The organism is Streptomyces sp. NPDC052496, assembly GCF_040679095.1.
Taxonomy (GTDB): domain Bacteria; phylum Actinomycetota; class Actinomycetes; order Streptomycetales; family Streptomycetaceae; genus Streptomyces.
In genome coordinates this window covers 254,833-273,450 of the sequence record NZ_JBFAUH010000002.1, presented here as the reverse complement: position 1 = coordinate 273,450, position 18,618 = coordinate 254,833, and the positions used below count along the sequence as shown (strand labels likewise).

The following is an 18,618-nucleotide window of genomic DNA, read 5'->3' as shown; positions in this document are numbered from 1 at the left end:
TAGCGGCGTCCGTCCGCAGGGCAGACGCTACGTTGGCGTCAGGCCTGCGAGCGGGCACGGACCAGCAAGGGAGCATCGGGATCTCACCCGTGCCACGATGAGCCGCTACGTACGGAGGAGCCGGTGACGGCAGCGCGACAGGAGTCGGAAAGGCGGGTCATGGAGACCGACGGGGGCAGTGCGGACAACGGCGGCGGCGCACGCACCGCCCGTGTGCCCAAGTACTACCGCCTCAAGCGCCACTTGCTGGAGATCACCGAGACGCTGCCCCCGGGCACGCCGGTCCCTCCGGAGCGGACCCTCGCGGCGGAGTTCGACACATCCCGTACGACGGTACGCCAGGCCCTCCAGGAACTGGTCGTCGAGGGACGGCTGGAACGCATCCAGGGCAAGGGTACGTTCGTCGCCAAGCCCAAGGTCTCCCAGGCCCTGCAACTGACCTCCTACACCGAGGACATGCGGGCCCAGGGCCTGGAGCCGGCCTCGCAGCTGCTGGACATCGGCTACGTCACCGCCGACGACCGGCTGGCCGGCCTGCTGGACATAGCGGCCGGCGGCCGCGTGCTGCGGATCGAGCGGCTGCGGCTGGCCAGTGGCGAGCCGATGGCCATCGAGACCACCCACCTGTCGGCGAAGCGCTTCCCCGCGCTGCGCCGCAATCTCGTCAAGTACGCCTCGCTCTACACGGCGCTGTCCGAGGTCTACGACGTCCGGCCCGCCGAGGCGGAGGAGACCATCGAGACGTCGCTGGCCACCCCGCGTGAGGCCGGTCTGCTCGGTACGGACGTGGGCCTGCCGATGCTGATGCTCTCCCGGCACTCGCTGGACGCCGAGGGCGCGCCGGTGGAGTGGGTGCGCTCGGTCTACCGCGGCGACCGGTACAAGTTCGTGGCCCGGCTGCGGCGCCCGGCCGACTGACGGAAGCCGGGCCCGGGACGTGCGGTCCGCACCCGCGGCCGTACGTCCCGGGCCCGACGCACCGCCGGCCGGGGTATGGCGCGAGCCGCCCTCCTGCCTCTACGGTCCTTCCGTCGTCGCGTCGACGGGAGGACGTACAGGTGCGCCCTACAGGCCGGACCCGAAGCGCCGCCAATCCCCGGAAGATCGCCCTGTGGACGGCCGTGGCGCTGGTCGGCGCGGCCGGCTGGACGCTGCTCGCGCTGTCCCGCGGCGAGCAGGTCTCGGCGGCCTGGATGGTGGCCGCCGCCCTCGGCTCGTACGCCATCGGCTACCGCTTCTACGCCCGCTTCATCGCCACCCGCGTGCTCCGCGTCGACCGGACCCGGGCCACCCCCGCCGAGCGGCTGAACGACGGCGTGGACTTCCACCCCACCGACCGGCGGGTGCTGCTCGGCCACCACTTCGCGGCCATCGCGGGCGCCGGGCCGCTGGTCGGGCCGGTGCTGGCCGCCCAGATGGGGTATCTGCCCGGCACCATCTGGATCATCGTCGGCGTGGTGTTCGCGGGTGCCGTGCAGGACATGGTGGTGCTGTTCTTCTCCACCCGGCGCGACGGCCGGTCGCTGGGCCAGATGGCGCGCGAGGAGATCGGGGTGGTCGGCGGGGCCGCCGCGCTGCTCGCCGCCTTCGCCATCATGATCATTCTGCTGGGCGTGCTGGCACTGGTCATCGTCAACGCGCTGGCGCAGTCCCCGTGGGGCACCTTCTCCATCGGCATGACCATCCCGATCGCCCTGCTGATGGGCTTCTACCTGCGCGTGCTGCGCCCGGGCCGGGTCACCGAGGTCTCCCTGATCGGCGTCGCGCTGCTGCTCCTCGCGCTGGTCGCGGGCCGCTGGGTGGCCGACTCCTCGTGGGCCGGCACCTTCACGCTGGAGCCGAAGACGCTGGTGATCTGGCTGGTGGCGTACGGGTTCATCGCGTCCGTCCTGCCGGTGTGGACGCTGCTGGCGCCCCGCGACTACCTCTCCACCTTCATGAAGATCGGCACGATCGGGCTGCTGGCGGCCGGCGTGCTGGTCACGCTGCCGAACCTGAAGATGGACGCGGTCACCCACTTCGCCGGGCGCGGTGACGGTCCGGTCTTCGCGGGCTCGCTCTTCCCGTTCGTCTTCATCACCATCGCCTGCGGCGCGCTCTCCGGCTTCCACGCCCTGATCTCCTCCGGCACCACGCCCAAGATGGTGCAGAAGGAGACCCAGATCCGCATGATCGGCTACGGGTCGATGCTCATGGAGTCGTTCGTCGCGGTGATGGCGCTGGTGGCGGCGTCGATCATCGACCCCGGGCTGTACTTCGCGATGAACGCGCCGGCCGGCGTCATCGGCGACACCGTCCAGTCGGCCTCCCAGGCCGTCGCACACTTCGGGTACAGCATCTCCCCCGACCAGTTGGCGGCCGCGGCCAAGGCGGTGGAGGAGCACACCCTGCTGTCCCGTACGGGCGGTGCGCCCACCCTCGCCGTGGGAGTCGCGGACATCTTCTCGCGGGCGTTCGGCGGTGCCGGGATGAAGGCGTTCTGGTACCACTTCGCGATCACGTTCGAGGCGCTGTTCATCCTCACGGCGCTGGACGCGGGCACCCGGGTGGGCCGCTTCATGCTCCAGGACATGCTGGGCAACGTCTACAAGCCGTTCCGCAGGGTGAGTTGGAAACCGGGGCTGGTGTTGTGCAGCGCGGCCGTGGTGGCACTGTGGGGTTACTTCCTGTGGGTCGGCGTGCATGAGCCGCTCGGCGGCATCAACCAGCTCTTCCCGGTCTTCGGCATCGCCAACCAGCTCCTGGCGGCGGTCGCGCTGACCGTCTGCACGACCCTGCTGGTGAAGTCCGGCCGCCTCAAGTGGGCGTGGATCACCGGCATTCCGCTCGCCTGGGACGCCACCGTGACGCTGACCGCGAGCTGGCAGAAGGTCTTCTCCGGTGATCCCAAGGTCGGGTTCTTCACCCAGCGCGCGGTCTACCAGGACGCCGTCGACGCCGGGAAGGTGCTGCCGCCCGCCAAGAACATGAGCGACATGCACACAGTTGTCACCAACTCCACGGTGGACGGCGTGCTGTCGGCCGTCCTCGCCCTGCTGATCGTCGTGGTGATCGCGGACGCGGCCCGGGTGTGCGTACGCCACCTGCGCGACCCGGCCGCGTCCCGGCTGAGCGAAGCCCCGTACGTCAGGTCGGCGATCGTCGCGCCCGCCGGGCTGGTGGCCTCCAAGGAGGAGAAGGCGGAGCTGGCGGCGGCGGAGCGGGGCGGGTCGTGAGCGGAGGGCCGGCGGTGGCCGCGGTCCGGCGCGGGCTGCGCTGGATCCGCTGGTACGTACGGGAATTGACCGGCGAGAGCGCGTACGAGCGCTACGTCGCACAGGTCCGGCAGCACGCGCCCGACGCGCCGGTTCCCAGCCGCCGGGAGTTCGAGCGACGGCGGGCCGCCGCGCGCGAGGGCGACCCCCGCTCCGGCTTCCGCTGCTGCTGAGCCGGCGGGGCGCCGACGGCCGGGACGGCGGGTGGCCGCGGCCCCGCCGCTCGGCGTCGTTGCCGTACCGATATGCGGACAGGTAGTGACGCGCGCAACTTCCCTGGCTTAGATTTCCTGCCCATTACACGCGTGATCACCAAGGGACCGCCAGGGAACGGAGCCACGGCCATGCCAGAGCCGTCCGAATCAGCCGGAACACCAGCGGGCAGAGCCGCCCCGGTCGTCACGCCCACGCGCGTGATCGCCGGGCTGTGCCTGGTCGCGCCCTTCGTGGCGATGCTGTGGGTGAGCTCGTACGCCAAGGTGGAGCCGACGCTCATCGGCATCCCGTTCTTCTACTGGTACCAGATGCTGTGGGTGCTGATCTCGACCGCGCTCACCATGGTCGCCTACAAGCTGGTCCAGCGTGAGCAGCGGCTGCGCAAGGGGGGTGCGTCGCGGTGAAGGACGGCGTGAACGGCGTCGCGCTCGCCGTCTTCATCTTCTTCTTCGTGGCCGTGACGGTCATGGGCTTCCTGGCGGCGCGCTGGCGCAAGGCCGCGGAGTCCGACAACCTCGACGAGTGGGGGCTGGGCGGGCGCAGCTTCGGCACCTGGGTGACGTGGTTCCTGCTGGGCGGCGACCTGTACACCGCGTACACCTTCGTCGCGGTGCCCGCGGCGATCTACGCGGCGGGCGCGGCCGGCTTCTTCGCGGTGCCGTACACGATCCTCGTCTACCCGCTGATCTTCACCTTCCTGCCCCGCCTGTGGTCGGTCTCGCACAAGCACGGGTACGTCACCACCTCCGACTTCGTGCGCGGCCGGTTCGGCTCCAAGGGGCTGTCGCTGGCCGTGGCGCTCACCGGCATCCTCGCCACGATGCCGTACATCGCGCTGCAACTGGTCGGCATCCAGGCCGTGCTGGACGTGATGGGCGTCGGCGGCGGCGAGAACACCCACTGGTTCGTCAAGGACCTGCCGCTGCTGATCGCCTTCGGCGTGCTGGCGGCGTACACGTACTCCTCCGGGCTGCGGGCGCCCGCGCTGATCGCGTTCGTCAAGGACGGGCTGATCTACCTGGTCATCGCCGTCGCGATCATCTACATCCCGATCAAGCTGGGCGGTTTCGACCACATCTTCGCGGTCGCCCAGGACGCGTTCGCCCAGAAGAACCCGGCGACCGGCAAGCCGCGCGGGGAACTGGCCAGCGGGCCGAACGCGCAGTGGGCGTACGCGACGCTGGCCCTCGGCTCGGCGCTCGCGCTGTTCATGTACCCGCACTCGATCACCGCGACGCTGTCCTCCCGCAGCCGGAACGTGATCCGCCGCAACACCACCATCCTGCCGCTGTACTCCCTGATGCTGGGCCTGCTGGCGCTGCTCGGCTTCATGGCGGTGGCGGCCGGGATCAAGGTGCAGAACGGGCAGCTGGCCATCCCGCAGCTCTTCGAGGACATGTTCCCCGACTGGTTCACGGGCGTCGCCTTCGCCGCGATCGGCATCGGCGCCCTCGTCCCGGCCGCGATCATGTCCATCGCCGCGGCGAACCTGTTCACCCGCAACATCTACAAGGACTTCCTCAAGCCCGGCGCCACGCCCGCGCAGGAGCACAAGGTTGCCAAGCTGGTGTCACTGCTGGTCAAGGTCGGTGCGCTGGTCTTCGTCCTGACGATGGACAAGACCGTCGCGATCAACTTCCAGCTGCTGGGCGGCATCTGGATCCTCCAGACCATGCCCGCCCTGGTCGGCGGCCTGTTCACCCGCTGGTTCCACCGCTGGGCGCTGCTGGCCGGCTGGGCGGTCGGCATGGTCTACGGCACGCTCGCGGCGTACGGGGTGGCCAGCCCCACGCAGAAGCACTTCGGCGGCTCCAGCGCGGAGATCCCCGGCATCGGCGAGGTCGGGTACATCGGGCTGACCGCGTTCGTCCTGAACGTCCTGGTCACCATGGTCCTCACGGTGATCCTGCGCGCCACGAAGGCCCCGGACGGCGTCGACGAGACGTCGCCGGAGGACTACACGGCGGACGTGGGCGACAAGGGCGTCCAGGCGGACCTGCCGCCGGTCACGGCGGGCGTGCCGGCCGGGCACTGAAGCGGGTCGCGGGTGGTGCCGGGGGCGTTGTCACACCCCCGGTGCACACTTGGCTCATGGACATCACGATCAGGGCCGCACGGCCGGCGGAGTTCGACGCGATCGGTGCGCTCCTCGTGGCGGCCTACGCGGCGGACGGACTGCTGGCGTTCGGAGCCGACGACCCGTATACGGGCAAGCTGCGCGACGTCGCGCACCGGGCCGGGCACGCGGAGGTGCTGACGGCGGTCGACGCGGACGGCACGGTGCTGGGGGCGGTGACCTTCGCCGCCCCCAGCAGCCCGTACGCCGAGATAGCCGGCCCTGACGAGGGTGAGTTCCGGATGCTGGCCGTCGCCCCCGCCGGCCGCGGACGCGGCATCGGCGAGGCACTGGTACGCGCCTGCATGGACCGCGCCCGCTCCCTCGGTCTGTCCCGCATGGTGCTCTCCGCGCTGCCGACCGTCGAGAACGCCCACCGTGTGTACGGACGCCTCGGGTTCACGCGCATACCCGAGCGGGACTGGGATCCGGTGCCGGGCGTCCGGCTGTGGGCGTTCAGCGCCGATCTCACGGAGTGAGGCGGGAGCGGCGCACGAACACGTCCGAGGCCCCGTTCGTGTCGCCCGGGACCAGGTCCGCCGCGTCGGAGTCGAAGGCGACGACGCGGCCCGTGGCGTCGGTGGAGGCGTTGGCGGACCAGGCCTGGGCCTGGGTGCCGTCGGTGGCGACGCTGACCCGTTCGGTGGTGCCGGTGCGCAGGTCGCGTACGAAGATGTCCTGCGCGCCGTTGGTGTCGTCCCGCACCAGGTCCGGGACCGAGGACTGGAAGAACAGGCGGCGGTTGTCCGCGGACAGGACGCCGTGGTCGGAACGGCCCTCCTGCGGCTGCTTGCCGTCGTAGGTGTAGGTCAGCTGCTCCGTCGTGCCCTTGGCCAGGTCCCGGACGAACAGGTCGGCGTGGCCCGTCGGATGGCCGGGCACCACGTCCCCGTACTGGCTGGAGAAGACCGCGTGGCGGCCGTCGGGGCTGAGCGAGGCGTTCCAGGCGCCGACCGTCTCGCCGGCCGAGCTGAGGCTCGCCACGCTGGTGCGGCCGGTGTCCAGGTCGTGCAGGAAGAACGGGTAGCTGCGCGGCCGGCGCGGGCCGGTCCCGTCGGGGGCGGCCGGGGCCGAAGCCGGGGGCAGGTTGACCGCCTTGGAGGTGAAACCGACCTTGCGGCCGTCGTAGCTGAGCACCGGGTTCGCGGACGGGCCGGTGGCCTGCTCGCCGGTGTTGACGGAGACGCTCACCCGCGTCACGGTGCCGGTCCTGCGGTCACGTACGAAGATGTCCTGGGCCTTGTTCGTGTCGCCGGGCACCAGGTCCTCGCGGCTGGAGGCGAACGCCACGTACCGGCCGTCGGCGCTGATCACCGGCATCTGGGAGCCCTGCCTGCCCTGCGGGGGCTTCCCGTCGAGGGTGACGCTCTCGGTGCGTCCGGTCCGGCGGTCGCGGACGAAGATGTCGGTGTCGGCGTTGGTGTCGCCCGGCACGAGGTTGGCCGCGTTCGACTCGAAGGCCACGTAACGGCCGTCGGCGCTGAGGGAGGGCGTCAGGGACCAGGAGTCGGCCTGGGTGCCGTCGCTCGCCACGTCGACGCGTTCGACGGCACCGGTGCGCAGGTCCTTGACGAAGATGTCCGGCTGCCCGTTGGTGTCGCCGGGGACGAGGTCGGTGGCCTCGGAGACGAAGGTGACGTACCGGCCGTCGGCACTGATCGCCGACGCGGACGAACCGCCGTCGGCCTGCGCCCCCTCGGCAGTGACGCTGACCCGCTCGGTGCCGGACGGCGGCGCGGTCCGGGCGCCGGCCGGGGCGGCGGGCAGCAGCGCGGCGAGCGCGCAGACGCCCGTCACGGTGGCGAGTCTCCGGACGGTGGTGCGGGTGGTCCTCATGGTGGGTTCCCTCCTGGTGGGTACGGCGCTGCGTCGGTACGTCAGTGCTCCAGCCGCCGGACGAACACGTCGCCCGTCCCGTTCGTGTCGCCGGGCACCAGCCCGTCGTCGCGCGCGTCGAAGGCCGCCAGCCGCCCGGTGGCGTCAGGGGCGGCGATGTTCGTCCAGGACGCCGACTGGCCGCCGTCCGCACCGACGTCGATCCGCTCGACGTGCCCGGTGCGCAGGTCGCGCACGAAGCCGTCCACCTGGCCGTTGGTGTCGCCGGGCACCAGGTTGGTGGCCGCGGAGGTGAAGAAGAGCCGCCGGTTGTCCGCGCTGAGGCGTCCGTCGGAGGACCAGCCGTTGCCCTGGGCGCCGTCGTGCGCGCGGGACAGCAGCCGGGTGGTGCCCTGCTCCAGGTCGCGGGCGAAGAGGTCGTACGTGCCGTTGGTGTCGCCCGGCACCACGTCGTCGGCCACGGCGGAGAAGACCGCGTACCGGCCGTCGGGGCTGAGCCGGGGGAACGGGGACACGCCGACCACGGCGTCCGTGGTGCTCAGGCTCGCCGCCCGGGTCCGCCCGGTGGCCAGGTCGTGGACGTACAGGGGGTCCTGCGGCGGCGGGCGGCGGAAGCCGGGCCCGGCGGGGACGAGATCGGTCGCCTTCGAGGTGAACGCGACCCGGCGGCCGTCGGCGCTGATCGACGGGAAGGCGGAGGCGCCGTTCGCCTGGCTGCCGTCGCTCGCCACGCTCACCCGTTTCACCGTTCCCGCCTGCACATCGTGGACGAAGATGTCCAGGCGCTCGTTGGTGTCGCCGGGGACCAGGTCCGGGCGGTAGGACCCGAAGGCGAGCCGGCGCCCGTCGCCGCTGAGGGCGAAGTTCTGGACCCCGTACCCGTACGGGGACTTCCCGGCGCCCGCGGTGGGGCTCACCGTGCGCCCGGTGCGGCGGTCGTGGACGAAGACGTCGCCCTCGCCGTTGGTGTCGCCGGGAACCAGGTTCGTCGCGCCGGAGTGGAAAGCGACGTACCGCCCGTCGGCGCTGATCTCGGGCGAGCCGGAGAGGGCGTCGCCGCGCGTGCCGTCACCGGCGACGCTGACCAGGTCGACCTTTCCCGTCCGTAAATCCTTGACGTAGACGTCCTGGTGGCCGTTGGTGTCCGTGGGCCCCAGATTGGTGGCTTCCGAGGTGAATGCCACGAACCGCCCGTTCGCGCTGAGCCGCGGATCCCCGGAAAAACCGTTTCCCTGCGTCCCGTCCGCGGCGACACTGACCCGCTCGGTGGCCGGCGCCACCCGCCCCGCGACAGCCACCCGCCCCGGGGCAGCCGCCGACGACGCGGGTATCACCCCCACCACGACACACGCTCCCGCCACCAGCCCCACGGCGCGCACCGCGCCACGCGCCGTACCTGCTTTTCGCATGTCTCCCCCCTCACCCACGACCCCCACCCGCCCCGCCGGCGACGGAGCAGACAAGGAGCCAATACGCTTCCAGGAGTCCCGGTCAACGCGTCAGGGGCATTCCGCGCCACCGATACGCCCCCTGCATCAGCCCCCGTCCAGGCCGCCCCGAACGGCCCGGGAACAGGCCCGGAACCCCCCGGGAACGGCTCCGCGGCGGCCTCGTGACACCCTCCCGTAGGCCCCGAACCCTCCTGGGAACGCGCCCGGATCAGCCCCCGAATACCACGGCTTTGGACAACCCCGCGCCAACGCGACACAAGATATGGGGGTGGGTGCACGGGGCGGCACAAGATGTATGCTCGTGCTCGCTGTCGTCGCAGGGGAATCCGGTGCGAATCCGGAACTGTCCCGCAACGGTGTACGTAGTGCGCAAACCGCACCCGTGAGTCCGAAGACCTGCCCACAGCACGCCCGCGCCAGGACCGGCGCGGTCGTCGATACGTCCGGGTCTCGCGGGTTGGACCGGTGGACGCTGCGCGGTGTGCCCGCGCACCCCTTGCCGTACCGGGGGTGCCGCACGCCCGCACGCGCCGCCGTGCCCTCCCCAGGCCCCCGCCGAGTGAGGGAGAGCAGCACGTGACCATCGCGCCAACGGAGCCCGCAGCAGCCGAGCAGGTCGCGCAGCCCGCGAAGGACACGCAGCCCCAGCAGGGCACCGGCGGCCAGGCCACGGACGGCCCCGGCACCGCCCTGCTGCGCACGCTGACCGACCTCACCGCCGACCTGCCCGCCACCGACCCGGGCAAGATCGCCGCCGCCGCGCTGCGCGGCCGCCACCCCGGCTCCGACGAGGCCGAGCTGCGCTCGCTGGCCATGGAGGCCGCGGCCGGCCTGATCGGCGACGAGCCGCAGTACTCCAAGCTGGCCGCCCGCCTGCTGACCCGTGCCATCGCGGAGGAGGCGGCCGCGGAGGGGGCGGTCGCCTTCTCCGCCTCCGTCGCCGCCGGGCACCGCGAGGGCCTGATCGCCGACAGCACGGCGGAGTTCGTACGGACCCACGCGGCGCGCCTGGACGAGCTGGTCGAGCGCGCCCTGGCGGACGGCGCCGACGACCGCTTCGGCTACTTCGGCCTGCGCACCCTGCACTCCCGCTACCTGCTGCGCCACCCGATCTCCCGCCAGGTGATCGAGACCCCGCAGCACTTCCTGCTGCGGGTGGCCTGCGGCCTGGCCGAGGACCACAGCGAGCGGGCCGTGGCCGACGTCGCCGAGCTGTACCGTCTGACCAGCACGCTCTCGTACCTGCCGTCCTCGCCGACGCTGTTCAACTCCGGCACCCGGCACCCGCAGATGTCCTCCTGCTACCTGCTGGACTCCCCGCTGGACGAGCTGGACTCGATCTACGACCGCTACCACCAGGTGGCGCGCCTGTCGAAACACGCCGGTGGCATCGGCCTGTCGTACTCCCGGGTCCGGGCCCGCGGCTCGCTGATCCGCGGCACCAACGGCCACTCCAACGGCATCGTGCCGTTCCTGCGCACCCTGGACGCCTCGGTCGCGGCCGTGAACCAGGGCGGCCGGCGCAAGGGCGCGGCCTGTGTCTACCTGGAGACCTGGCACGCGGACCTGGAGGAGTTCCTGGAGCTGCGTGACAACACGGGTGAGGAGGCCCGGCGCACCCACAACCTGAACATCGCGCACTGGATCCCCGACGAGTTCATGCGCCGCGTCGAGGCCGACGCCGACTGGTCGCTGTTCTCCCCCAGCGACGCGCCCGAGCTGGTGGACCTGTACGGCGACGCGTTCGACGCCGCGTACCGCAAGGCGGAGGCCGAGGGGCGCGCCGTCAAGCAGGTCCCGGCCCGCGTCCTGTACTCCCGGATGATGCGCACCCTCGCGCAGACCGGCAACGGCTGGATGACCTTCAAGGACGCCGCCAACCGCACCGCCAACCAGACCGCCGAGCCCGGCAAGGTCGTGCACTCCTCGAACCTGTGCACCGAGATCCTGGAGGTCACCGACGACGGCGAGACGGCCGTCTGCAACCTCGGCTCGGTCAACCTCGCCGCCCACCTGGGCAATGAGGCCGACGGCTGGGAGGAGGCGATGGACTGGGAGCGGCTGGACGCCACCGTCCGTACGGCCGTGACCTTCCTCGACCGCGTGGTGGACATCAACTTCTACCCGACCGAGCAGGCCGGCGCCTCCAACTCCCGCTGGCGCCCGGTGGGCCTGGGCCTGATGGGCCTCCAGGACGTCTTCTTCCGGCTGCGGCTGCGCTTCGACTCGCCCGAGGCCAAGGAGCTGTCCACCCGGATCTCCGAGCGGATCATGCTCGCCGCGTACGAGGCGTCCGCCGACCTCGCCGAGCGGCACGGCCCGCACCCGGCCTGGTCCGCGACCCGTACGGCCCGCGGCGTGCTGCACCCGGACCACTACCCGAACGCCGAGCCGCGCTGGGCGGACCGGTGGGCGGCGCTGCGTACCCGTATCGCGGCGACCGGTATGCGCAACTCGCTGCTGCTGGCCATCGCGCCGACCGCCACCATCGCGTCCATCGCGGGCGTGTACGAGTGCATCGAGCCGCAGGTGTCCAACCTGTTCAAGCGCGAGACGCTGTCGGGCGAGTTCCTCCAGGTCAACGCGTATCTGATCGAGGAGCTGAAGGCGCTCGGGCTGTGGGACGCGCGGACCCGGGACGCGCTGCGCGAGGCCAACGGCTCGGTGCAGGAGCTGGACTGGATCCCCGCCGAGACCCGCGAGCTGTACCGCACGGCCTGGGAGATCCCGCAGCGCGCGCTGATCGACATGGCGGCGGACCGTACGCCCTACCTCGACCAGAGCCAGTCGCTGAACCTGTTCATGGCGTCCCCGACCATCGGCAAGCTCAGCTCGATGTACGCGTACGCCTGGAAGCGCGGCATCAAGACCACGTACTACCTCCGCTCGCGTCCGGCGACCCGTATCGCCCAGTCCGCGCGCGGCACGGGCGGGGGCGCGCAGACCGCTCCCGTACCCGCTCAGGCGGCCGATCCTGAGGCCGTCGCCTGCTCCCTGGAAAACCCCGAGTCCTGCGAGGCATGCCAGTAATCATGACTACCGCACCCGAGAAGACCGACACGCCCGAGACGACCGCGGCCGCCTCGCACACCGCCACCACCGGCAGCAAGAACCTCCTCGACCCGGGCTTCGAGCTGACCCTGCGTCCGATGCGCTACCCGGACTTCTACGACCGGTACCGGGACGCGATCAAGAACACCTGGACGGTGGAGGAGGTCGACCTCCACTCCGACGTGGCCGACCTCGCCAAGCTGTCGCCCGGCGAGCAGCACATGATCGGCCGGCTGGTCGCGTTCTTCGCGACCGGTGACTCGATCGTGGCGAACAACCTGGTCCTGACGCTGTACAAGCACATCAACTCCCCCGAGGCGCGGCTCTACCTGAGCCGGCAGCTGTTCGAGGAGGCCGTGCACGTCCAGTTCTACCTGACGCTGCTGGACACCTACCTGCCCGACCCGGACGACCGCGCCGCCGCGTTCGCCGCGGTGGAGAACATCCCCTCCATCCGCGAGAAGGCCGAGTTCTGCTTCAAGTGGATGGACTCGGTCGAGTCCATCGACCGCCTGGAGTCGAAGGCCGACCGCCGCCGCTTCCTGCTGAACCTGATCTGCTTCGCGGCCTGCATCGAGGGCCTGTTCTTCTACGGTGCCTTCGCGTACGTGTACTGGTTCCGCTCGCGCGGCCTGCTGCACGGCCTGGCGACCGGCACCAACTGGGTCTTCCGCGACGAGACCATGCACATGAACTTCGCGTTCTCGGTCGTGGACACGGTGCGCGAGGAGGAGCCGGACCTCTTCGACGACGAGCTGGAGCGCCAGGTCACCGACATGCTCAAGGAGGCCGTCGAGGCCGAGCTGCAGTTCGGCCGGGACCTGTGCGGTGACGGCCTGCCGGGCATGAACACCGAGTCGATGCGCGAGTACCTCCAGTGCGTCGCCGACCAGCGTCTGCAGCGCCTGGGCTTCGCGCCGGTGTACGGCTCGGAGAACCCGTTCTCCTTCATGGAGCTGCAGAACGTCCAGGAGCTGACGAACTTCTTCGAGCGGCGCGCCTCGGCCTACCAGGTCGCCGTCGAGGGCTCGGTCTCCTTCGACGACGAGTTCTGAGTCTTCGGGACTGCCGGACGGTGCCGGTCCGCACGTGCGGACCGGCACCGTCCGTTTATTTATGTCCGACGAATCCGGACCCGATTTGATGAGTCGATGACAACGGGCGGACGACGGCAACCCTGCCCCGACTCGCCCACTCTCCCGTTGCATGAAGGGCAGCGAGCAACCGAGGAAACGGTTCATCGACTATCCCCGCCGGGGCCGCAGCGGCTGGCGCCGGTGGCTGCCGTCCTGGAGACAGCAACTCGGCGCCTCGGCCGTCGGCGCGGCCGGTTTCGCCGGGCTCTTCGCCTTGGTGTACGCCCAGATCGACATCCCGGACGAGAACGCCGCCGCGCGCCAGGAAGCCACCGTCTATTACTGGGCGGACGGCAGCCAGATGGTGACCGAGGGCGCGGTCAACCGGCAGAACGTCACCCTGGACCAGGTGCCCGACCCGGTGGAAAACGCCGTGATCGCCGCCGAGAACCAGAGTTTCTACTCCGATTCCGGGGTCTCGCTCTCCGGTATCGCGCGGGCCGCGGTGAACATGGCCCAGGGGCAGGACGCGCAGGGCGGTTCCACCATCACCCAGCAGTATGTGAAGAACACGTACCTGTCCCAGGACCAGACCCTCCAGCGCAAGGTGAAGGAGTTCTTCATCGCCCTGAAGCTGGACCACCGCAAGTCCAAGAGGGAGATACTCCAGGGGTATCTCAACACCAGCTACTTCGGGCGGAAATCGTTCGGCATCCAGGCCGCCGCGAACGCGTACTACGGCATTCCGGCCAAGGACCTCGACCCCAGCCAGGGCGCGGCACTGGCCGCGCTGCTCAAGGGCGCCGAGCAGTACGACCCGGCGCTGAGCGAAGCCAATCACCGGCGCGCGGTGGCGCGCTGGAAGTGGATTCTGGACCGCGAGGCGGAGACCGGTCTGATGAGCCGGGAGGAGCGCGCCCGGTACACACAGTTCCCCGAGCCCCGCACACCCGTCCCCCCGACCAGTCAGAAAGGCCAGACCGGCTATCTCGTCGACGCCGCGAAGAAATACCTGAAGAGCCGTACCGGCTTGACCGACCGCGATCTCGCGCGCGGCGGCTACCGCATTCACACCACCTTCGAGAAGGACAAGGTGGCACGGCTGGGGAAAGCGGTGGAGGACGAGCGGCGCCGCAGTATCCATCCGCAGAAGCGGGCCGCCGACGCGTACACGGAATTCGGTGCCGCATCGGTACGGCCCCGGGACGGCGCGCTCGTCGCGCTCTACGGCGGGCCGGACGCGACGAAGCACTTCGCGAACAACGCCGACACCGCGGGCGTGCCGGCGGGCTCGGCCTTCAAGCCGTTCGTGCTGGCCGCCGCCCTGCGTGAGCGGAGCGCCACGGCCGCGGAGGGCGCCCCCGGCAGCACCGCCGCCCCGGGCACCGCGCTGCCGTCCGCCCTCTACGAGGGCCTGGTGACCTCCGCCCACCCGCCGTTCGTCACCGCGGGCAAGCGCCTCGGCCTGGACAGGATCCGGGATCTGGCCGTCGCGGCGGGCCTGCGCAAGGAGAGCCTGGCCCGCCTGGAGCCCACGTTCCCGCTCGGCACCTCCACCCCGAGCGCGATCCGGCTGGCCGGCGCGTACTCGCTGTTCACCAACGACGGCAGCCGGACCGAGCCGTACTCGGTCACCAAGGTGGTGCACGACGGCAGGCCGCTGCCCGGCCTGGAGCCGCCGGTGCCGCGCGGCGTGCTGGCCCCGGAGGCGGCCCGGAGCGTCACCGCCGCGCTCCAGGCCTTCGCCTGGAAGTCGCTGCCCCAGGAGACCGTCGCCAAGCTGCCGAAGGGCATCGCCGCGGGCGGCACCGGCCCGGACGACCGGATGCGGTCGGCGTGGTTCATCGGCCACGACGGCGCGCCCGGCGGCGGGCTGACCACCGCCGTGACCGTCTTCCGCGCCAAGCCGGGGGCGCCGCGGCTGCTGCCCATGGAGGGCGTGGGCGGCGACGCCCGGTTCGGCAACGGGATACCGCCCCGGATCTGGGCCGCGTACGCCGCGGGGTGAGCGGGGGGCCGGGCCGGGCGGGGCTCAGTCGTTGGCGACGACGGGGTAGCGCGGCTCGCGCTCGGCCATCTGCTTCAGCGCGTCCTTGCGGTCGCGCTTGGACAGCCGGTCGATGTAGAGGTAGCCGTACAGGTGGTCGGTCTCGTGCTGGAGACAGCGGGCGAAGTAGCCGGTGCCCTGGACCTTGATCGGGTTGCCCTCGGCGTCCTGGCCGCTGACCACCGCGTAGTCCGGGCGGGCCAGCTCCGCGTACGCGCCGGGCACCGACAGGCAGCCCTCGTTGGAGTCGTCCAGCACCCGCCGCTCGACCGGCAGGTCCTCCAGGACCGGGTTGCAGACCGCGCCGACGTGCCGCACGCCCTCGTCGTCCAGGCAGTCGTACACGAAGACCTTCAGGTCCACGCCGATCTGGTTGGCGGCCAGGCCGACACCCTCGGCCGTGCGCTGGCTGGCGAACATGTCGTCGATGAGCCGGGCCAGCTCGTCGTCGAACGCGGTGACGTCCTTGCACTCCTTGTGCAGCACCGGGTTGCCGACCACGGTGATCGGACGGGACGTGCCGCGCTCGCGGTGCGCCTTCTCCCGCTCGTCCGCGCCGGTGACGTCGTCGACGAAGCCCTCCGCCGCCCGCTCCTCGTTGTGATCAAAAACAGGCTGTTGCGCCATCTCCGCCGTACGCCTTCCTGGAAACCCGAAATTCTTCGTCCACCAGCCTACGGGGCGCCCTGCCGGCCCTCAGCAGACCTCTTCAAGATCACGCCACTCGCGGGTGTCCGGGCTGTCGGCCACCCAGCCGTCCAGCAGACCACGCACCAGCCCTGCGGGGGCCGCGATGCCGCACTCGCGCTCCGGCACCCACAGCGACCCGGAACCCGCCGTGCGGTGGCCCAGCGGTCCCGGGTGGCCCGGCTCGCTGTGGTCGTGCGGATCCAGGTGCTCGCCCTCGCCCTCGTCGCTGGGCATCCGGCTCTCCGAGCACGTACGGCACAGCAGGCGGACGGAGGACGACCAGTCCTCGGCCGCGAAGCCCGCGTCGGCGGCCAGCCGCTCCAGGGCGTCGCGGTCGGCCTCCGTGGCGGCCTCCAGCAGCACCACCCAGGTCGGCACCGGGGAGGGCGCCCACAGCTCGATCTCGTCGAACACCGGGAAGGACGGCCCGGCCGCGGTGGTGCGCTCACCGTTCGGCACGCCGTCGTGCAGCACCACCTCGCCCCAGCGCCGCCCGGAGGACGGCAGCGGGATGGAGAGCACCTCGATACGGGCCGGGTCCAGCCGGCGGCCCCAGACCACCTCGGCCTCACCCTCGGGCGAGAGGCGCACCGCGGCGCTGCCCAGCTCCATGCCGACCGGTTCGGCGGACGGCGAGCCCTCGCCGGGGACCTTCAGGCCGTACGCCTGCCAGGCCCGCCGGGCCAGCGGCCAGTCCTGGAGCGCGGTGGCCGCGATGCCCACGTTCCACCAGTCGGGGGCCCCGGCCTCGCGGTCCAGCAGGGCGACCGCGCGCAGTCCGGCGGCGCGCGCCTGCTCCCAGTCGTGCCGGAACTTGTGCAGCAGCGCGAGGTTGAACCAGGACTCCGACAGCCACGGCTCCATGTCGGCCGCCCGCGTCAGCAGTGCGCCCGCGTCCTCGTAACGGCCGTCACCGATCAGCGTGAAAGCGCGGTCGGTCGCCTGCCGCCACGAGGCGGAGGGCCGGTGCCGTACCTTGCCGAAGATCTTCACGATTCCCGCCTGCTGGTTGCTTCCTGGATGCCGTCCCGGACGGTGTCCAGGACGGAGGCCGGGGGCCGTACGCGTGCCCACTCGACAACCTGCCACAGATTGCCGCCGGGCTCAGCCCGGTTGCCGCGCCACCCGCGGCTCGCCACCGACCCCCTCACCGGCTCCTTGCCTTTCGCCGACCCCCTGAATCCCCGTTCGTGGGGGTTCCTTCGCATCCAACCATGCCCATCTCCGGGGCCGCTCATTACCCATCGGTTCCGTGACCTTGCGCGGGCCTTTGCGTGGATCTGTACGGGGCACACGCAGCGGATGGGCCCGGGCGGGGCGGCTGTTGCGGGGGCTGTCCGCGCGGCAACGTGACGGTGTCGAGTAGCGGTTGACGGCAGGGGGCGCCGTGTCCGGTGATCGGCAGACGGCGTACGGGAGTGGGGGCCGCCGCCGTCGGCGCGGCCGTGCCGCAGGCGGGAATCGCCCTCGGGAGCGGGGTCAGGGGTCCGCACCGAGAGGGCGGCAGGCCGTACGGGAACGGGGATCCGCCGGGCGGGAGTTGAGCCCTCGCGGACGGCGCCGGGAGGGCGGATCAGTGGATCGGGCGGGACGAACCGTCCCGCCCCTCACCCCTTGGGGTGATACGCGGTGCTACGCCGTGAGACGCCGTACCACCCGCGCTATTCGGCCCGCGCGGTCTCCCCGCGCGCGTCGAGCGTGGTGTCCGGGCCGGGCCCGGTCGCCTGCTCGGGGGCCTTGGCGGCCGCGGCGGCGCGGGCCGCCGCCTGCTCCTGCTTGGCCTGTTCGAGGACGCTCTGCTCGGGCACCGCCTCGCCCGCGCGGATCAGGTCGATCCGGCCCATCACCTTCGACCGCAGGTCGACCGGGACGTCGTCATGGCCGCAGCAGCGCTTGACGAGCTTCTTGACGGCCTGCTCCAGGCCGTACTTCTCCAGGCAGGGCGAGCACTCGTCGAAGTGCTCCTGGAACTTCTCGCACTCACCGGCCGGCATCTCCCGGTCCAGGTACTCGTACAGGTGGTCGAGGACCTCTGAGCAGTCCTTCTCGTGCGGCTCTCCGCAGCTCATGATCCCGAGCCTTTCCGATCGTGCGACGGCGACGGCTGCGCCGTCGCAGCGCCTGCCCCGGCGGGGACCAGCCCACGCTCGCGGGCGTAATCCTCCAGCATGCCGCGCAGTTGGCGCCGGCCGCGGTGCAGACGGGACATCACCGTGCCGATGGGTGTACCCATGATGTCGGCGATCTCCTTGTACGCAAAGCCCTCGACGTCCGCGAGATAGACCGCGATGCGGAACTCCTCCGGAATGGCCTGAAGGGCCGCCTTCACGTCGGAGTCGGGCAGGTGGTCCAGCGCCTGGGACTCGGCGGACCGCAGGCCCGTGGACATGTGCGACTCGGCACGCGCCAGCTGCCAGTCCTCGATCTCCTCGGCGGCACTGCGCTGGGGTTCGCGCTGCTTCTTGCGGTAGGAGTTGATGAAGGTGTTCGTGAGGATGCGGTACAGCCACGCCTTGAGGTTCGTTCCCTCACGGAACTGGTGGAAGGACGCATACGCCTTCGCATACGTCTCCTGAACCAGGTCCTCCGCATCGGCCGGGTTGCGCGTCATGCGCAGCGCGGCCGAATACATCTGGTCCAGGAAGGTGAGCGCGTCCCGCTCGAAGCGCGCGTTGCGCTCGGCGTCCGTCTCCCGCTTCCCGTTGCCAGCGTGCTCCTCTGCCGTGCCGTCGGTCCCTGCGTCGGTACCGGTGACCGGACCCACCTCCTCCAACACCGTGACGGATCCGGACGCGGACCCGCTCGATTCGGAGAATAGACGACGATCCGGTACCGCCGCCGCTCCAGCCATGGCGGCCTGGGCGCCCCTCAGCTGTGACCA

General features: G+C 71.3%; 15 protein-coding genes and 1 riboswitch. Of the genes, 9 read left to right on the top strand and 6 right to left on the bottom strand.

What is annotated here, in order from left to right:
- Positions 1-159: 159 nt before the first annotated feature.
- From AB0L45_RS04660 to AB0L45_RS04635, 6 genes are all read left to right on the top strand, one after another.
- Positions 160-918 (top strand): GntR family transcriptional regulator, encoded by a 759-nt coding sequence (locus AB0L45_RS04660; RefSeq protein ID WP_365836363.1) that lies wholly within the window; start codon positions 160-162, stop codon positions 916-918.
- A 140-nt stretch (positions 919-1,058) separates the two neighbouring features.
- The gene (locus AB0L45_RS04655; RefSeq protein ID WP_365836063.1) at positions 1,059-3,215 is read left to right on the top strand and encodes a carbon starvation CstA family protein; all 2,157 of its coding nucleotides are present in this window, start codon (positions 1,059-1,061) and stop codon (positions 3,213-3,215) included.
- Between the two features lie 14 nt (positions 3,216-3,229).
- The gene (locus AB0L45_RS04650) at positions 3,230-3,427 is read left to right on the top strand and encodes a YbdD/YjiX family protein (RefSeq protein WP_365836361.1); all 198 of its coding nucleotides are present in this window, start codon (positions 3,230-3,232) and stop codon (positions 3,425-3,427) included.
- A 171-nt stretch (positions 3,428-3,598) separates the two neighbouring features.
- Positions 3,599-3,874, top strand: coding sequence for a DUF3311 domain-containing protein (locus AB0L45_RS04645; RefSeq protein WP_365836062.1), 276 nt, complete (start codon positions 3,599-3,601; stop codon positions 3,872-3,874).
- Complete coding sequence (gene mctP, locus AB0L45_RS04640) at positions 3,871-5,505, top strand: monocarboxylate uptake permease MctP (RefSeq protein ID WP_365836060.1); 1,635 nt, start codon at positions 3,871-3,873, stop codon at positions 5,503-5,505. Before AB0L45_RS04645 ends, mctP begins: the two co-directional genes overlap by 4 nt.
- 56 nt (positions 5,506-5,561) lie before the next feature.
- Complete coding sequence (locus tag AB0L45_RS04635) at positions 5,562-6,065, top strand: GNAT family N-acetyltransferase (RefSeq protein ID WP_365836058.1); 504 nt, start codon at positions 5,562-5,564, stop codon at positions 6,063-6,065.
- On the opposite strand, the gene AB0L45_RS04630 is transcribed toward AB0L45_RS04635, so the two are convergent.
- Entirely contained in the window at positions 6,055-7,422 is a 1,368-nt protein-coding gene (locus tag AB0L45_RS04630; protein WP_365836056.1) for a hypothetical protein, read from the bottom strand. The two genes, AB0L45_RS04635 and AB0L45_RS04630, sit on opposite strands and share 11 nt — an antisense overlap.
- A gap of 41 nt (positions 7,423-7,463) precedes the next feature.
- Positions 7,464-8,831 (bottom strand): hypothetical protein, encoded by a 1,368-nt coding sequence (locus tag AB0L45_RS04625; RefSeq protein ID WP_365836054.1) that lies wholly within the window; start codon positions 8,829-8,831, stop codon positions 7,464-7,466.
- Positions 8,832-9,151: 320 nt separating this feature from the next.
- Positions 9,152-9,292, top strand: a riboswitch (cobalamin riboswitch).
- A 157-nt stretch (positions 9,293-9,449) separates the two neighbouring features.
- Between AB0L45_RS04625 and AB0L45_RS04620 the strand changes: the two genes are divergently transcribed.
- The 3 genes from AB0L45_RS04620 to AB0L45_RS04610 all read left to right on the top strand — a co-directional run bounded on the left by AB0L45_RS04620 (position 9,450) and on the right by AB0L45_RS04610 (position 15,008).
- Positions 9,450-11,903, top strand: a complete 2,454-nt coding sequence (locus AB0L45_RS04620; protein ID WP_365836052.1) for a ribonucleoside-diphosphate reductase subunit alpha — start codon at positions 9,450-9,452, stop codon at positions 11,901-11,903.
- 2 nt (positions 11,904-11,905) lie between these two features.
- Positions 11,906-12,979, top strand: coding sequence for a ribonucleotide-diphosphate reductase subunit beta (locus AB0L45_RS04615; protein WP_365836049.1), 1,074 nt, complete (start codon positions 11,906-11,908; stop codon positions 12,977-12,979).
- 151 nt (positions 12,980-13,130) lie between these two features.
- The gene (locus tag AB0L45_RS04610) at positions 13,131-15,008 is read left to right on the top strand and encodes a transglycosylase domain-containing protein (RefSeq protein WP_365836047.1); all 1,878 of its coding nucleotides are present in this window, start codon (positions 13,131-13,133) and stop codon (positions 15,006-15,008) included.
- 24 nt (positions 15,009-15,032) lie between these two features.
- Here the strand turns inward: AB0L45_RS04610 and def are convergent, their stop codons facing one another.
- The 4 genes from def to AB0L45_RS04590 all read right to left on the bottom strand — a co-directional run bounded on the left by def (position 15,033) and on the right by AB0L45_RS04590 (position 18,501).
- Positions 15,033-15,674 (bottom strand): peptide deformylase, encoded by a 642-nt coding sequence (def, locus tag AB0L45_RS04605; protein ID WP_365836044.1) that lies wholly within the window; start codon positions 15,672-15,674, stop codon positions 15,033-15,035.
- 69 nt (positions 15,675-15,743) lie between these two features.
- Entirely contained in the window at positions 15,744-16,730 is a 987-nt protein-coding gene (locus AB0L45_RS04600; RefSeq protein WP_031001132.1) for a hypothetical protein, read from the bottom strand.
- Positions 16,731-17,398: 668 nt separating this feature from the next.
- The gene (gene rsrA, locus AB0L45_RS04595; protein WP_030022122.1) at positions 17,399-17,806 is read right to left on the bottom strand and encodes a mycothiol system anti-sigma-R factor; all 408 of its coding nucleotides are present in this window, start codon (positions 17,804-17,806) and stop codon (positions 17,399-17,401) included.
- Positions 17,803-18,501 (bottom strand): sigma-70 family RNA polymerase sigma factor, encoded by a 699-nt coding sequence (locus AB0L45_RS04590; protein ID WP_365836359.1) that lies wholly within the window; start codon positions 18,499-18,501, stop codon positions 17,803-17,805. Before AB0L45_RS04590 ends, rsrA begins: the two co-directional genes overlap by 4 nt.
- Between the last annotated feature and the right edge of the window lie 117 nt (positions 18,502-18,618).

Excerpts from the sequence above, each read along its gene's own strand:
- def (WP_365836044.1), bottom strand. The coding sequence starts at position 15,674 with ATGGCGCAACAGCCTGTTTTTGATCACAACGAGGAGCGGGCGGCGGAG.
- AB0L45_RS04635 (WP_365836058.1), top strand. The coding sequence starts at position 5,562 with ATGGACATCACGATCAGGGCCGCACGGCCGGCGGAGTTCGACGCGATC.
- AB0L45_RS04625 (WP_365836054.1), bottom strand. The coding sequence starts at position 8,831 with ATGCGAAAAGCAGGTACGGCGCGTGGCGCGGTGCGCGCCGTGGGGCTG.
- AB0L45_RS04630 (WP_365836056.1), bottom strand. The coding sequence starts at position 7,422 with ATGAGGACCACCCGCACCACCGTCCGGAGACTCGCCACCGTGACGGGC.
- AB0L45_RS04645 (WP_365836062.1), top strand. The coding sequence starts at position 3,599 with ATGCCAGAGCCGTCCGAATCAGCCGGAACACCAGCGGGCAGAGCCGCC.
- rsrA (WP_030022122.1), bottom strand. The coding sequence starts at position 17,806 with ATGAGCTGCGGAGAGCCGCACGAGAAGGACTGCTCAGAGGTCCTCGAC.
- AB0L45_RS04660 (WP_365836363.1), top strand. The coding sequence starts at position 160 with ATGGAGACCGACGGGGGCAGTGCGGACAACGGCGGCGGCGCACGCACC.
- AB0L45_RS04615 (WP_365836049.1), top strand. The coding sequence starts at position 11,906 with ATGACTACCGCACCCGAGAAGACCGACACGCCCGAGACGACCGCGGCC.
- AB0L45_RS04610 (WP_365836047.1), top strand. The coding sequence starts at position 13,131 with ATGAAGGGCAGCGAGCAACCGAGGAAACGGTTCATCGACTATCCCCGC.